This window comes from Spirosoma oryzicola (genome assembly GCF_021233055.1).
GTDB lineage: Bacteria > Bacteroidota > Bacteroidia > Cytophagales > Spirosomataceae > Spirosoma > Spirosoma oryzicola.
This window is the reverse complement of the sequence record NZ_CP089538.1, coordinates 2624903-2641247: the sequence shown is the minus strand read 5'-3', so window position 1 is coordinate 2641247 and position 16345 is coordinate 2624903. Positions and strand designations below refer to the sequence as shown.

Sequence of the window (16345 nt, the reverse complement as noted above, 5' to 3'; positions counted from 1 at the left end):
ATGGCAGGCATTCGCATTGATACCCCAACGGGTAACGAGTGGGACTACTCACTCGACGGCCAGACCTGGCAGGCATCACCCAAATTTCTTGTTCAGGCCAGCGGTGCCCCCTTCGTGGATGGCACGCTGTACACCGTTCATTGTCGCAATCAGAAAAAAAATGTCCGGCGCGACGTGACCATTATATTCGGAGAAGATTCCTCCGAGCGGATCTTCGACCAGGTCGTCAAGTCGGGTTCTTCCAAACGAAAGGGATGGACCGACTTTTTAGTGCAGCTGATGGGCGGCATTCAGACCGATCTGCCCACCACCAGTGATAGCGATTTACCCCAGGTGGTGATCGGTGCGGACGGTAAGCTCTACCGCCGTGGGGGCAAACAGCTCGATTACATCCGGGTAACGGGACCAAACAGCTTTCCCATCAACCAGACCGGTCAATTTGTTGCCACGGCCTATTACACCGATGGGACTAACAAACCCGCTGTCGGGGCTGTGTTCTCCGTTCAGGGCAAGGATGCTAGTATCAACTTTGCGACCGGCGTGATGACGCCCGGCCCGGATGCGGAAGTGGGCGGAGCCTACACCGTGACGGCCTCGTTTGGGGGTAAAACCTACAGCAAGGGCACCACGCTGACCGCAGCCTCACTCAACTTCGTAAGAACGGGGGCACCGCGTTATCTGGAGCCGATTGGCCTGCTGGGACCAAACTACGATGGTTCCCTCGATACCGTCACCTGCTTTCAGATCACGGGCTGGGTAGCGGATCTTAACCACCCTAACGAACGCGCCCAGGCACGGCTCTACATCAATGGTATTCTGGCGACGACCATCACCGCCCACGTCAAGCGCGAGGAAGTCAGTACAGTGCTGGGACTAACGAACACAACCGGCCATATCTACGGCTTTGAGTACACCGTTCCGGCCAAATTCCGTACCGGTCAGAAACTGGTGGTCGAGCTTCGTCCGGTTTCGGGTACCAACGCGTTCCGCTACTCGCCCAAAACCTCCGATGAGGGCTGTCTGGATCTGTCGAATTTGATCAACGTGGCCGCTGGCAAGTCTGTCACGGCCTCCAGTACCGAAACGGCGAATCCAGCTTGGGTACCCGCGACGCTGACCAGCGAGAACACGCAAAATATGTGGTCAACGCCCTGTCTGGGCGAAACGGATCAGTCAACCGTAACGATTGATTTAAACGGCACAGCGGCTCCTCAGCAAATCAAGATCCTGCCTCGTCAGGATGATCCGGGAGCCATGCCGATTGCGTATTACGTCGATGGCTCGATCAACGGCACCGACTGGTTCCGCATGGCAACGGTCAACAACCAGTCACGGGGGGCGGACGAGGTGATCCTGCAAGTCGAGAAGGATCTACAGGGCAACTACCGCACCTGCCGCTACGTGCGCTTAACGGTCACCAAAAACGGACAGGCCGGTGGTGATTGCCCCCGCGTGCAACTGGCTATCGTGAAAGTGATGGCCCCCAGCTGGACTCCGCTCGACGGCCCACCACCGACCAAGCAGCCGCAAAGTTTGCTCATTCAAGGGGATGGCGGGGTCCGGGAAGGCACCCAGACCTACTATAAAGTTGTCCAGTTTTATACCGACAACTCCCAGGAGGACGTAACAACCAGCGCCCAGATTGCCTACAATGGCGGTAGCGACGTAGCCTTTGAGAAAGTAGGCAATGAAGCCCGGTTGACGATAGCCAGCAACAATACGCCCAACGATACGCGCAGCTGTCAGCTGAAGGCGTACAATCCGGCAACGGGTCTATCGGCCTTCAAAGACGTGAGCATCTATGATGCGACCGCCGTGTTTGCCAAAACCTACCGCATCGACAAGCAGGAAGGGCCACCGCAACTAGTCGAGGGCACGTCGGGCAGCTTCCGCATTGTGGCAACTATGTCGGACGAAACAGAAACCCAGTACATGGGAGCTGGTTCGTACTCGATCATCGAACCCTATCCGGACGGTATGACCGCCGTCACCGGTGCGAATGCAACCTGCGTCGTAACCCTGCCCCGCAACAGCATCACGGCCAATCTGGACCGCGTCTTGCGGTTCACCTTCCCGGCTGGGGGTGGCTTTATTGAGCGAACCATTTCGCTCGAGAACGTCAACGATTCGCAGGCGACCTTCGACCACTACGATATCGTAGGCGATCTAACGTTGCAGGAAAGTGCCACGGATGCAGTGACTGGTACCTATCAGGTGGTGGAAGTCTACTCGGATGGATCGACAAAGGACTACACCGGCTCCGGCTCCTACAGCATCGATGGAAATTATCCTGACCGGATGACCTTCTCGACCGCTGGAGCGGGTAAGGGTACGGTAACGCTCGATAAGAACAGCATTTCGGGTAATCTGACGCTACCGCTCCGCTTCACGTTTGGCAACAATTCGACCATTACCAAAGGTGTACAGCTGCTCAATGTGGCCGAAGCTGATCCGTGCGCCAATCAGAAAACCTCCATTCAGTACGCAGTTTTTGAGGGTGGTCAAGCGAATACCTTCCAGCTCCACGCCTATTACAGAACCCCAGACGGTAAACCCTGGCAGGCGAGAGTCAAGATGGTGGGCGGTTTCGATTTCCCTTTCTACGAAATGGACGCATTCCCGTCGGGCGTGATCGGCTGCTACAAGTTTGGCAGCAACATCGGCCCGATCAATCCGGGTGAGCAGGTAGAAATCAATATCAGCCCTGACGGCGTGAATAACGTGATCACCCGGACTGTCACCATCACCGGCCTCCAGGCCCGGACAACCCTCTACACCGCCCCCTAATCATGGCAGCAATTCAAGAATACGATTACGTGCCTGGCACCATCGACGGCGTAGCGTGCTGGCTTCGGGTGACGCTGGCAAGTGGCTGTAGTGCTCAGTCGGGCATGGTCAATAGTACCGAGATCGTCTACACCCTGCCCGATTCGGTAGCCGGTTTTCAGTGGAAAACACGGGAGTGCCCGGCGGATGATGATATCGTGGTGACCTCTAACCCAGCGGACTTTACCCCCGATGGCACAACACCCACCACGCCCGACCCGGTCAGTTCCAATCCAGCCGACGAGGTCAACGCAATTCTTTACACATCTGATTCCAACGACGACGGCGGACCTAAACAATGAAAAAGCTAACCCTACTCTGGTGCTTGCTGGCAACCCTTGTATCGCAGGCACAAACCATCACCGGACACCGGGCGTCTACCCTGGTGGATGGCACTCAGCTGGTCTACCGTCTTTATTCGGACGGTAGTAAAGTATTGGTCGATCACTTGCCCCCCGACGCAGTGCGTAGCCGGTCAGCGGGCCGCACCCTGATTCCCTACGCCCCGGAGGGCCGGGGGGAGTTTAACCCCGCTCAGTTTGGTACGGGCAAATACTACTCACCCACGTTTCGCTTTAGTGTCGATTTCGCGGGTCTAGCCACCAAACAGCAACGGCTCGACTACGGGATCAATACGTTCAATGACTATGCCGTCGAGGCGTCTACGCGCAGCCAGTACAGCCCCGGTGAAGGACAGGCATATATCACCGAGTCAGGCATCCACCACACCCTCGAAGGAGCGGCTTTCTACGAGAATGATCTCCAGACCTATTACAACATGATCTGGTCCCGCTGTCCCTCGTATGGGTACGGCGACCTGGCGTTTATGAAGTATTTGGCGCTCAACATCGAAACCAGTTCAGACTGGGGCTTCGGCATCTACGGCACGGGGCAGTACTGGCCTTCCTGGGAGTCGAGCAAAAATCACCTGGTCAAGTGCGAAACCGATGGGGTGACCCGAACGGTCGAGCAGATCCGCAACATGGGGGACAGCTGGTGGCAGAACGAAACCCAGATCCGGCGTACCAACCGGTATAGGCTTTGTATGCTGGTGGTGAAGGAAAAAGCGCACCCGGATTGCAAAATCACGTTCGGGGCTTCTCCCTACCAGGGCCGTCCCCGGATGGACTTCAAGAATGGGAACGGCATTTTTGCCGAGGGGCGTTGCGACGTAAGCCACATCGGTGGGGACAGTCAGGGGAACATCACGCTCAACAATCCGGACGGCGGACAGCGTACCTACAAGCTGACCGGCTCGCACTACGATGTCGAGGATTTTTTGATGGGCTATTACTACCTGTTCAACTTCGATATTGGTGGTCAGGACTATCAGGATATCTGGGTCAACAAAAAAGCGGGTACCCAGAGTCTGCCTTACCTGTGGAGCAAGATGAAAACGGTCCACATCGTGGCCGACGAAAAGGGCTATATCCAGCTGAACCGCAAGAAAATGATGGACCGTCAAGGGAAGTACCGGCCCTTCTGGCGGATGATGGAGCCGATGTACGAGGGCGATGGGGGCTTTGTGGATGGCGCTTACCCGGCTACGGCTCAGCGGATGCCCTTCGATTATATCCAGAATCCTGGCGGCTACGAGACTCCGAAGGTCTGGCAACCGCCGTACATGACCTACTCACGCTACGCAGTAACGCGCTTTTTTGCGGGGAACGAGCAGGACTGGGGCTTTTACGTATTTCCGACAAGTCCACAATTTGTGCGGGGTGATTTTAAGTCAATGCCGCTCTACAACCACGAGTTGCACACGTACACGGCCATCTTTCAGGCCAGAGCGGATATGCAGCCGCTGGAGCGTTTCTACACGGGCAGTACACTTATCGAGAATCCAGAGGTGCAGGTGGGTGGATCGGGCGGCTTTTCGGCCTACGATGGCACCGACGCCTACAACTACAGTGATGGGACGTATGGCGTGCAGAAACCGGCCTATCTATTACGCTACAAAGCCACGGCCACGGGCTGGCAGGTCTACATCCTGGGGGGTATGAATCAGGGCTGGACCGATGAGCGAACCGATATCGTGCGGGTTCCGGGTGGGCTGTTGAACAACAATCAGTTTAAGGTCAAACTGCGCGGCCCCGGCGCTCAGGTCTACGAGTTCACGGTCAATTCGTCCGACACCAATCAAACTTACGAAGCCCTGCCCGCTGCCCAGACGCTCTGGGAAAAAGCGGGCTATTCGGGCCGCATCGGCAGTGCGCAAAACTAACCTACCTACTTCTGTAACTTGACTATGAATCGTTTCTTAGTACTTCTCTTTAGCCTGCTGAGCCTGGCTAGTTGGGGGCAAAACAAAGCCAACATTCAGGCGACGATTACCTACAAGGGTGAGTCGTATGTCGTGACGAGTGACGCCCCGAAAGGCTACTACGCCCTGACCAGTACAGGGCAAGCGGCTTTCAATAAAGCCGTTTACGACGGCGTCTGGAATCTGACCACCGCTGACGGCTGTATTATTCCCAAAGGTACCAAACCGCCCAAAAACAAGCCCACGTGCTCAACGACGGTACCGATCAACTACAACCAGTCGTTTGCCGCTTACCAGGCGTCCGGCGCGGGCACCACCTACGATAAGCCCGGTGCAAGTGACAGCAAGATCAAAGACGGTGAGCTGACCTATTCGGTGAGCAGTATTCCGGCACCGGGCAGCTACACCTTGGTCTTGTCGTATCAGTCGAACTCGGCCCCGCCGACCGCCCTGATCAGCGTCAATAACGGCTCGGCGCAGTCGCTTCAGCTGGAGGCCACGGAAGGCTCATTAAAAACCGCGACCGCCACGGTATCGGGGTTTCAAACCGGCACCAACTCGGTTCGCATCACGCCCCAAGGCTATTTCGCTTCTGACAAAATCGCGGTAAGCCGGGTTGGTACCACGACGGTACCCACCGATAACTCGACCGGCTGTGGTGATCTGCAACTGGCGGTCAGTTCGCCCAGCGTAAGCTGTGGTGCATCCGTGCAGCTGACCGCTATGGCGTCCGGAACAGCGGCCAGCGGTTTACAGTATGCCTGGTCAAACGGGATGTCGGGCACGTCGATCACCTTCAACGCGCCCAGCGAGAACGGCTCCTACCCCTACACCGTAACGGCCTCGAAGAATGGTTGTAGTAAGTCAGCAACCGCCACGGTTACCGTAACAGGTTGCCAAACCACAACGGTCACCTCGCCCGGATCGGGTTACTATTCTTACCGGGGCGACACCTACGATTATCCGTCGTGGCCTACCGCTTCGACAGCCGATAAATTCCCCGTATTCGAGAACGAGTTTATCAAGATCCAGCTGGCCCTTGATAACCAGAAAGGCTACTCAAACACACCGGGGGGCGGTGGTGCCATCTGGAAACTCTGGAACAAGAAAGGCAACGTCAGCCACACCTTGTTGTACAACCCCAACAGGTATAACGGCGATGATGACGGCCCGGTAAATCGCTCAGGTTTTCCCAACCGAATCTTCTGGGGTCAGGGGTTAAGTGATTGCTTGTATAAGCTACCAAAGCCCTTTTATACGGATGCCGCTAACGGGGCGGCTGGCCCTTCTCACGACACAGGTCTTGGTTTGAATCCGAATGAGTGTGGGGATGATATGCTCAACAGCGGTGAGCTTCAGGAGTATCACGTGTCTCCGGATGGGCAGGGTTTTCATAACAAAACCAGACCCCCGATTTATGGTCAGAACCGGTTCTATTTGCCAGTCTCGGCCATCACGATGGAGAAGTGGGTCCGGTTGTCCGGGCGTGCGCTGAAGCTCAACTACCAGGCCAACTTTAACCAGCAGGGTGCGGCTGAGTATGCCGATGCCCGTGTGGTGACCAAGCCCCAGGAGACCCCGTGCTTGTACGTGAACGGGCTCAATATCTTCAAGTGGTATGATGGCACGAATCCCTACAGCAATGACGGCCTAACTACGATTGAAGCCCGGCTGGGCCGCAATAATGCCAACAACGTAGACTGGAACGGTGGGCGTCCGGGTGGGCAGTTTCTAAGCGAGCCGTGGATCTGGGTAGGTGGTAAGGATGGGCAGGGCATCGGGCTGATGCTAAAGCACAACTACGAGGCTGCCTACGCCTACCGTGGTGACGGCGGTTTCTTTGCCGATAACCCGCACATGGGTGGTAGCTATGCCACCATCACGGCCTCTCCCCAGGAGATTCTGGATCACGTGATGAAATACCGTCACGAGGCCGAGGTCATCGTAGGCACCGTCGATGAGGTTCGGGCTTACGTTTACGCGCATTCGTTCCGTCCGGACTTTACCCCCCGTTTCAAGTGGAATCGGGCCGGGCGTGAAGGCTGGTATCTGAATAGTGGTGATGCGCCCGATATCCACACCTGGGATGATGGTTATTCTGGCAGCGCAAAGGATGGCTGGAAGGTTTATTTCGGCGCAGGTTACGATGCGGTGATGTCATCGCCTGCGGTGATTTACAAGGCTGATCAGACCCAGACAATCTACCTGCGCTATAAGTATTCAGGCAAAGAAACCCAGTGGAGTCTGTCGTTTCAGCGCAATGCTCAAACGCCGAATGGTGATCCAAACCTAAACGAGAGCACCAACCGCTACGCGCACGAGGACGTAATCCGGTACCGGAACGGCAAGGGGAACGGCGACAATCAGACGGTCAAATTCGAGGTGATTCCCGATGGTCAGGTTCACACTGCCGTGATCAATCTACCCTCAACCTGGCAGGGTGTGATTAACCGGATCAATATCCGGCCCCACGCCAATTTCGGCGCTCAGTTCAACGCGGGAGAGAACGCTACGCTCTACTGGCTCAACAACAAAGACGAAGATCCATTTCCCAACAATTAATTCCTAACACAATGCAAGCATTCGTAGAAGCTAACAAACGTTTTGAAAACCCCGATTATCGCCGGTTGGGTGAGATTGTCTACGGCCTATTTCAAGGATTTTGTCCTTCGTGGCAGAAAGGCGTACCCTTTGAGCAGTACTGGGCTAAGTCCAAACAGGTAGTCTTTGCTTGGGAGATTATCCAGATCCTCAATGAGCCGGACATTAGTGTCGATGAGCTATGGAACCGCTATTATGCCATTACTAGCCATGTTCCTCTTGAACAACAAGAGTGGTACCTGAAGGAGGACGTCTACAAAAGTGATCCTGAATTATGGGTAATGATCAAGGCTGTGGTCAACGCCATGCGTCATACCATCAAACCCGCTCGCTGCTCGTACTAGATGAAAAATACCATCCGCCAAAACGTCACCACGCTTGACCTGGTGCTATTCCGGGGTAACCAGCTTCACCTGCTGGTTACCCTGCCGGATGACTTTGTGATGCCCACCGCTGTGCGCTGGAAATTCAGTAATGGCGGTGGGCTGTTTTCGTCGGTCGAGCAGCCGACAGTGACCGTCACGGGCAAGACTATCGACCTGGTGCTGGACACGACCAACCTGCCGGAGCGGGGGGTATCGCATACGCTCTACTTTGATAACAGGGCGGTGTTGGCGGGTGGAGTTGTTACCAATAGACAGACCACCAATGCCCCCGCCTATTCAGATCAGCACGTGCCGCTGACTATCGATGCCGTAATCCCGATCAATGTGCAGATGATCACGACTGTACTAGATAGCTCAGGCGAAGTTGCACCGGACCTGGCCAGTATCTATGAACTCTTTAAACAAGCGTAAACAAACCGTAACAATTCAATTCTATGACACTCGCACAGAGAGTAACCCTATTTGCCCAGGCCATTGCCGTCGATATCAAGTCGCTATACGGTAAAGTTGGCAACCTGGCTAACCTGACCACCACCGCCAAAGGGGACCTGGTCTCAGCCCTCAATGAAGTTAAAGCCTCGGTGGGCGTCGCCGGAGCGCAGATTGATGACACAGCCGCATCGTCAACCAAAGTCTATTCCAGCAGCAAGACCGAATCGTTTGTCAACGCGAAAGTAGCCGCCCTGGTCAACGCGGCTCCGACCACGCTGGACACCCTAAAGGAGCTTTCTGACGCCTTGGGCGGTGACGCAAACTTTGCCACGACGACCACGACCGCCCTGGGTAAGCGGGTGGGCGTGGATGCCCAGACGTTTACGACGGCTCAGCAGACCCAAGCACGGGCTAATATTTCGGCCTATGGCTCTGCGGAAATTGGCGATCCGGACACGGATCTGGTCACGGTCTATAACACTGCTAAAGCCTAATCATTATGAGTCTAGTCGGTAAAATAACTGCCTTTGTTCAAGCTGTTGGGGCCGACGTAAAAAACCTGTCCAATCGTAGTATTCCCGCTGGGGGCACGGTTGGACAGGTTCTTGCCAAATCGTCCAACCAGGATTACGCCACCGGCTGGATTACTCCAGCTGCTGCTGTTACGGGAAACACCTACACCGTAGTTGAAACCAAGACGAGCACGGGTATTCAGAACGCGGTGAACGCGGCCTCACCAGGGCAAACGTTGGTGCTCAGTGGTGGCTATGATTGCTCCGATCCGAGCAAAACGATTCTGATCCAGAAAGGAATTGTCATTGAAGGCTACAACGCTTTTTTGGATGGGGGCAGCACCAACCACAATTTGGTGAAGGTCAACAATGCCAGTGGGTTGACGCTAAAAAACTTCGGTTTACGATCAACCGAAGGGGGTAAAGATTACGCGCTTCTGCTGATCAACGAAGAAGGCCCCGTAAACAACCTGGTACTCGAAGATCTGTGGTTTACCTGTCCTTTTGGCGATTACAACGCAATCACCGCGCAGGCATGGAGTCCGGACGCCAATGCGGGCAGCTTCAATAAAAACTGGACCGTACGGAATTGTCGGGGCTTCGATCTGAACCGGATGTTTCTGGAGCTTCACGCGCACAAATGGGATGGCGTACCCCGCTACGATGGGATTAACGTCACCGATTGCCGGGTCCAAAATTCGGGTCTCAGCTCCGAGCACGGCATGGCTTACAGCTTTTCTGGGGATATCACCAATGTGGGAATCGATACCTGTAAAGCCTACGGGTTTCGGGGGTATGCCGTGGAGTTTATTGGTACCACCAACTTCAGCGCAACAGGCAACATCCTGACCTCCACAAAGCGGTTTGGTGGTACGAACAACGATCAGTACGGAAGCAACGGCTACAATCTGACTGACGGAGGCAACACCGAACGGGGTAACCCGAACCGGGGAGCCAAAGAAGGCTCGATTACGGGCGGGCTGGTCAACGTTTCGGGTAGACCGATCCAAACGTTTTACGCCCAGCGTGTGGCGATTTCGGGCGGTCGCTGGGTCGGTGGTGAAGGTAGTTTACTCCAGCACTCCAGCGCGTTCGATATTCAGCTGGGTAGCGTGCGGACGAACAAGAATTACTGTTTTTACCTGGACGATAGCAGCTACAACACCTTCGATGGGGGTAGCTACGACAACTACCAGGCGCAGGATGCGTATGAGTGGGTCGGCTTCTACAGCGGTAGTAATAACAATGTCGTGAATAATATCCGCCTGCTGGGTGGATCGGTGAACGGCAAGCAGATTGCCTCCGACAACGCCAATGCGGCCAATAAGTACAGCAATGTTTTCTACAACGGCAATTTCATAAGCGGTACCGCCGATCCAAATCCTCATTAGGAATAAGCTGCTTTAAGTCAACCTACCAGTACCCTAACCGTAACAATAATGATTAACATCCGGAACGCAGCCGGCGTTTCCCTGGTCATCGATCCTGATCAGCACCTGACGCTTGAGCAGGCCGCTGGCTGGCTTCAGGATGACACCCTGCCCGGCGCAAAGAGTTATCCCATCTCTTTCCCCATCACGCCTAACGAGGCTTTTTTGTCGTCCGGATACCGTCCGGATGCGGCTAAGCCTGTTATGGAATTTCCTGTGACGGCTCAGTTTCAGAACGTGCTCTACCGGCGCTGTCTGTTCACCTATGAGATCAACGAAGGCAAAGGATCGGCTTACCTAAAAATCGACGGTGGTGAGGTTTTCTCCAAACTGCGTAAGCTCAAGTTATCGGATGCACTCAATACGCCCATTGATTTAGGTACGAATGTATCGTTGCAGCTGCCTACCCGGATGCGGCAGATCGCGGATATGAAGCCGGGTCAGTTTCCGCTGACCTTCTTTACCGTTCGGAACGAATTATTCTTCGAAGAAGGATTCGATGCGGCCAAGCTGACAACGATGGTTCGTCAGCCCTACGTCAACGCCTGGTACCAGGCTGGCTTTCGTCAGGATTCGCTGAGCCGGCTGGGCTATCCCATTGTGCCGTTTTTCTACCTGTCCTGGGTCATCGAGCAGCTGTTTGCCAAAGCCGGCTACAGCGTGGAGGGTGACTGGCTGGCTGATCCGAACGTGAAGCGCCTGGTGATTCTCAACATGACGGCCATCGATGCGCGACTGGTGTCGGTGACCAACCTCAAATCGCACACCGTCAAACCGGGTCAGCACTTGCCCGATATGCAGGTTGGCGATTTTTTGAAGGCAATTCGGCAACGCTATGGGTTGATGTACACCTTTAATTCAACCCGGCAGGTGGTAACCATTCGGCGGTTTACGGATGTGGTGAAAAGTAAGCCGGTGGATCTGACCCAATACATTGTCAATCCCGATAAGTACGGTATCAAACCCCCATCCAATCAGGGCTTTTCGGTTGTCGACTACATTGATTCAGCAGACGAGCTCTACCGGGATACCAAACAACAAACCATCATTCCCAAGGGCCTGCAGATTGGTGGTACCGCTGACAGCGATCGGCTGGAAGTAAAGCTCGGTGTGGGCAGCTGTCAACAGATCCTGGAGCCGGGTTTTCTAGCTAATACCAAATGGGTGTTGCCCACCGTTCGCCAGGCGGGTAATATGCTCGATCCGAACTACTACGCGTCCGATCGCTATCCGACCGAGGACGGCACCCTGCGCAACCAGATGGGCCTGCGGATCATCAGCTACCTGGGCGTGGTACCAAGCTCAAACGGGGCCGTTTATCCCTGCGCTACCCCCGCCGATCGGGATGGCAGACAGCAAGAAGCGCTGACGGCTTCGAGCAGCCTCACGGGTAAGAATGGGCTATGGCAAACCATACTCCGCAATTTTTACTATTTCCGGGATCAGACGCGGGAAGTGACGGTAGACCTCAACCTGCCCACCGGCGTAGCCGCTGCCCTGAATTTGCACGAGCCGATTAGCCTGGCACTTTCGGGTCAGTCGCGCCGGAGTTATCTGATTGAAAAACTCCGATCGGAAAGTCCGGGGCCATCGGGCATCATGGAATCCAAGCTCTACGCGTATTCGATTCCGGACGGACTTGATTTATCTCAGCAGGTCGAGGAGCCGCACTTCTACGTACAGATGACAGCGGTGGAAGGTCCGTTTGTTTCGATAGCCTTCCCGATGCCTTTAACGCTCAAGCTGACGACCTACACGCTTAGCTACTGGTTGGATGCAGCCAAGACTCAGCCCGCTGGTCTGGTGAATCGAAGCATCAATATGCGACGCATCCGCAAAGGGATTCCGGGGGCCGGTAACCAGGCAATCCGGGTGGACTTTCACGAGGAATCTGTCGTAGTATATCCCGCGATCGGAAGCGGTGGCCCGCTCGATCCAGCCGCTGCAGGTTGCGCGGGTCAAAGTCTGTTCGCGGACGTGATCAGCTACTATCTGCCCGATATCATCGAGCGCAACCCGCCGATTGATGCCTATACCTTAACGCTCCAGCTTGATCCAGGCGAAGGCTACACGGTTCTGCCATGAATAACTACGATAGCCTGAGCATTAACGAGAAGATTAACCTGAAGGATATTCTGCGTCAGTGGGCTACCTACACCGTGCAGCACTTTGGGCAGGAACTCGACAAAAAGGTCTACGGCCTGCGCACGAACAAAAGTGGGGTACAACGCAGCTCCTTGTCTGGCTACCGGTTTGGCTCAGGTAAAAGTCGTACCAACCAGCTGCGCAGAACCTGGTACCAGAACATTGCCGAGGGCGCGGGTGTGGACCGGGTCATGATTCAATTTCTGTTGTACGGACGCTTCCTGGATATGGGTGTTGGCCGGGGCACTACCCACACCCGGCGTGTCGTCGATCGTCAACTCAAGCAGGGCCGCAGCACCCGCATTAAAAAAGCCTGGTATTCGAAACGCAAAAGCTACGAGATCCACCAGCTCAACGAACTGCTGGCTCAGCGCAACATTAGCCTGGCCTTCAACACCGTTGAAACCGCGCTCAATATCAGTGTCCACCTAGATTTATAACCTACCGTAATGGCAACTCAACAGGACAAGGCAGTAATCGACTTAGTCATCAATGGCAAACAGTCGGAAACCAGTCTCTATAACATCAAAACGGCTGCGGTCAACGCTCAGAAAGCGCTCTCCCGCATGGCGGAAACCGATCCGGGCTATGCCAAGCAGAAAAGGGAATTAGAAGCGCTGCTGGCCGCTCAGCAACAACGCATCGTTAAAATCAACCAGGAGAAAACAGCCTGGCAGCGTTTCACCGCTGATATGCCCAGCATGACGGGGGCCGTGACAGCCGGAAATTTGATCACCTCGACGATCAGCATGATCGGTAGCGGTATCTCCTCAGCCATTGCCAACTTCCGGGAGTTCGATGCCGCTAGTAAAGATTTGAGTGCGGTTACGGGGGCAACTGGTCAGGATCTGGAGTTTTTAAATAAAACCGCATCCCGTACCGGTCCCGCCCTGGGTAAGAGTGCGGCTGAAATGCTGGAAGCCTACAAATTAATGGCCTCAGCAAAACCCGAACTGTTGGATCAAAAAGAACTGCTGGTGGCCACCACTGAAGCGGCCATCACCTTAAGCCAGGCTGGTAAGATTGATCTGGCAGAAGCAACCAAGGTTACGGCTGAATCCTTAAACCAGTTCGGGGAAGGTGCTGATCAGGCAAACCGGTTTATCAACGCCATTGCAGCCGGTGCCAATGAAGGCTCAGCCGAGATCGACGAAATGGGAGCCGCGCTGAAAAATTCCGGTACCGTGGCAGCGGCTCAGAATGTTTCGTTCGAGCAGACCAACGCCGTTTTGCAAAGTTTGAGTACGATCGCCTTAAAAGGTGGTGAAGCGGGTACCCAGTTGCGAAACGTCCTATTAACCCTCGGATCAGGTTCGGACGATACAAACCCCAAAGTTGTCGGTCTGGATAAAGCGCTGGATAATCTGGGCAAGAAAAATCTGTCGACGGCAGAAATGACCAAACTTTTCGGTAAAGAGAATATCACGGCGGCTCAGCACATCATTGCGCACCGGAGTGAGATTTCTAAAATGACCACCGATATCACCGGCACCTCAGAGGCTTACACCCAGGCGGCCAAAAATAACGCATCGCTTGACCATCAGATTGAGGTCTTTTCGTCGCGGATGTCTGGCCTCGCCGTACTGATCGGCACGAAGGTCATGCCGGTGGTCAATGAGTTCTTAGGTGGCGCCATTGATCTGGCCAAACAGTTCACGGATCTGTTAACACCCGCTGCTGAAACGGCTACCCAGGCATTTGACGATCAGAAAAAGAAAGTCGCTGATTTAACTACTAACCTGACGCCCCTACTGGATCGGCATGATCAGCTGAAGAAAAAAACGGTCCTGACGACAGATGAGCAGAATGAGCTGAAGAAAATTGTTAGCCAGGTTGCCAATGTCGTACCAGGTGCGGTCACTGAATTTGATAAGTACGGGAATGCGCTGGGGCTGAATACCGACAAAGCGCGTGAATTTATCCGCGTGCAGAAAGCCATGCTGCAGTATACCAATAAAGCAGCCATCGACGAAAATAAGAAGGCGCTGACCGATTTGCAGAAAACCCAGAAACAGCAGCAGGACCTGCTCAACAGCGGTGGGGCCCAGACGATCCGTACCATCCTGGGTAATGGTCAGGTTAGTGAGAAAGTCATTCACATGAGCCAGGAGCAACTCAATAAGTTGCGCGGTGAACTAGCCGCTACCACGGCAGAGATTCAGCAGAAACAGGACGTCGTAAAAGGGTTGTCGGGTGGTTTGTTGGATGCACCAACCGATAAGCCGGCGTCTCCCGCCACGGGCACCGGTGGGAAGCCCGCTGATACCGGTGGTGGTGGTAGCAAAGGGGGTGGCCTATCGGATGATGAGCAAAAGGCAAAAGACAAAGCCGAGCGGAAGGCTGAAGCGAAGATCACGGCCAATAAACGGGCAGATCTGGCCATCAAGGAAATGGAGATGAACGCCATTGCTGACGAAGAGCAGCGTGAGATGGCCCGTGCTCAGTGGAAATCGGATAAAGAGAAAGAGGAGATCCGCACCTCAGCTGCCGACGCAGCCAAAAAAGCAACCTGGACCAAAGGGGTGGAAGATGCGCTGAAGGTTGAGTTGAACGAAATCGAAGAGAAGTACACTAAAAAACGGGCGGAAGAAAAAGATAAACAGATGGAGCTTCTTCGTAAAGGTGCCGAAGAAGAATTGAATCTGGAAAAAGCCAAAAATCTGGCGAAGATTGACGAAATGGTTGCCAATGGTGAAATGACCAAAGAGGTCGGCAACCAGGCGAAACTAATGGTGGAATGGTCTTATCTGCAGGACGCGCTTGCGCTTAACGAAGTCCATTACCAGTCACTGGCCGAACTCTACGAGAAGGATGCAGCTAAAAAAGCGGAGATCGAAGCCAAAAAGAAAGAATCGAATGCGAAGATTGCGGGTGACATTACCAAGAATGAAGGGGATCAGGCTACGGCACGTGCTGAAGTAGCCGACGCCGAAGTTACTCGTAGTAAGGAGTCCGCCGATCAGCAGGCCAGAGATCAACGTGAGTTGTTTAACCGCAAAAAGGAGATCTTCAATGATTCGGTAACGGTTCTAAAGTTCTTTTTCAAAGAAAATACCCTGGTCTATAAAGCGGCCATGCTTGCCCAGCAGGCGTACGCGCTGAAGGACGTGGCCATTAACTACAGCCGGGCCGTAATGGGTGTGATTGCGGGGGCGTCGACCGTACCTTTTCCGGGCAACCTGCTGGCGATCGCTAAAGGGATTGCCATACCAACGTTGCAAATGGCCTCAGCGGTAGCCAACATCCGCGCCCAGAAGTTTGATGCACCTGCCTTCGCGGACGGTGGATTTACGAACTCCTCTGACGCTCCAAGCGGTTACACCACGGGACCGACGTATTACAACCGGAAAAACTTTATTGCCGGTGAAGCCGGCACCGAATGGATCATGTCGGCTCCGATGCTGAAAAACCCGGTGATGGCCAATATCGCCGGTGCTTTGCAGGCGCTGCAGGTTTCGGGCCAGTACAAAAGCATGGGTTCCGTAGGCACTTCAGCGGGGGCGAATGGGGGCAGTACTAGTCAGTCGGGCGGGGGAATGTCAGACGGTCTTTTACTGGCAATTCATCAGCAGCTGCAGTTGAATAACCAGCGTATGGAGGAAATGGCAAAACGACCCATCAACCAGAATTACTTCAAAGTGCGTGAAGTAGAAGACAAAGTAGACCAGATCGAAATGGAAACGTCGCTGTAGTTCGTACCTTTGTCATGCTCTATTTTGTCTAATTGTTGAACACAGGGGACGGCATCGC

11 protein-coding genes are annotated in these 16345 nt (G+C 54.4%); all 11 read left to right on the top strand.

The window, feature by feature from the left end; all coding sequences use genetic code 11:
- The 11 genes from LQ777_RS11125 to LQ777_RS11075 are packed head-to-tail and all read left to right on the top strand — an operon-like array spanning position 1 to position 16287.
- Positions 1–2787 carry a discoidin domain-containing protein gene (locus tag LQ777_RS11125; protein ID WP_232562593.1) on the top strand — a complete coding sequence of 929 codons (2787 nt, stop codon included), beginning with the start codon at positions 1–3 and terminating at the stop codon, positions 2785–2787.
- A 2-nt stretch (positions 2788–2789) separates the two neighbouring features.
- Positions 2790–3128, top strand: coding sequence for a hypothetical protein (locus LQ777_RS11120; RefSeq protein ID WP_232562592.1), 339 nt, complete (start codon positions 2790–2792; stop codon positions 3126–3128).
- Complete coding sequence (locus tag LQ777_RS11115) at positions 3125–5050, top strand: hypothetical protein (RefSeq protein ID WP_232562591.1); 1926 nt, start codon at positions 3125–3127, stop codon at positions 5048–5050. Before LQ777_RS11120 ends, LQ777_RS11115 begins: the two co-directional genes overlap by 4 nt.
- A 24-nt stretch (positions 5051–5074) precedes the next feature.
- Entirely contained in the window at positions 5075–7651 is a 2577-nt protein-coding gene (locus tag LQ777_RS11110) for a hypothetical protein (RefSeq protein WP_232562590.1), read from the top strand.
- Between the two features lie 11 nt (positions 7652–7662).
- Positions 7663–8034: a hypothetical protein gene (locus LQ777_RS11105; RefSeq protein ID WP_232562589.1), complete on the top strand. Its 372-nt coding sequence runs from the start codon at positions 7663–7665 to the stop codon at positions 8032–8034.
- Positions 8035–8487 carry a hypothetical protein gene (locus LQ777_RS11100; RefSeq protein ID WP_232562588.1) on the top strand — a complete coding sequence of 151 codons (453 nt, stop codon included), beginning with the start codon at positions 8035–8037 and terminating at the stop codon, positions 8485–8487. It abuts the gene before it with no gap.
- 23 nt (positions 8488–8510) lie between these two features.
- The gene (locus tag LQ777_RS11095) at positions 8511–9002 is read left to right on the top strand and encodes a hypothetical protein (protein ID WP_232562587.1); all 492 of its coding nucleotides are present in this window, start codon (positions 8511–8513) and stop codon (positions 9000–9002) included.
- A 5-nt stretch (positions 9003–9007) separates the two neighbouring features.
- The gene (locus tag LQ777_RS11090; RefSeq protein ID WP_232562586.1) at positions 9008–10411 is read left to right on the top strand and encodes a right-handed parallel beta-helix repeat-containing protein; all 1404 of its coding nucleotides are present in this window, start codon (positions 9008–9010) and stop codon (positions 10409–10411) included.
- A gap of 48 nt (positions 10412–10459) precedes the next feature.
- On the top strand, positions 10460–12535 hold the full coding sequence (locus tag LQ777_RS11085; RefSeq protein ID WP_232562585.1) for a hypothetical protein: 2076 nt from the start codon (positions 10460–10462) through the stop codon (positions 12533–12535).
- A complete protein-coding gene (locus LQ777_RS11080; RefSeq protein ID WP_232562584.1) occupies positions 12532–13035 on the top strand; it encodes a hypothetical protein in 504 nt (167 codons plus the stop codon). The genes LQ777_RS11085 and LQ777_RS11080 overlap by 4 nt, the downstream gene beginning before the upstream one ends.
- Positions 13036–13044: 9 nt before the next feature.
- Entirely contained in the window at positions 13045–16287 is a 3243-nt protein-coding gene (locus tag LQ777_RS11075) for a phage tail tape measure protein (protein WP_232562583.1), read from the top strand.
- Positions 16288–16345 lie beyond the last annotated feature (58 nt).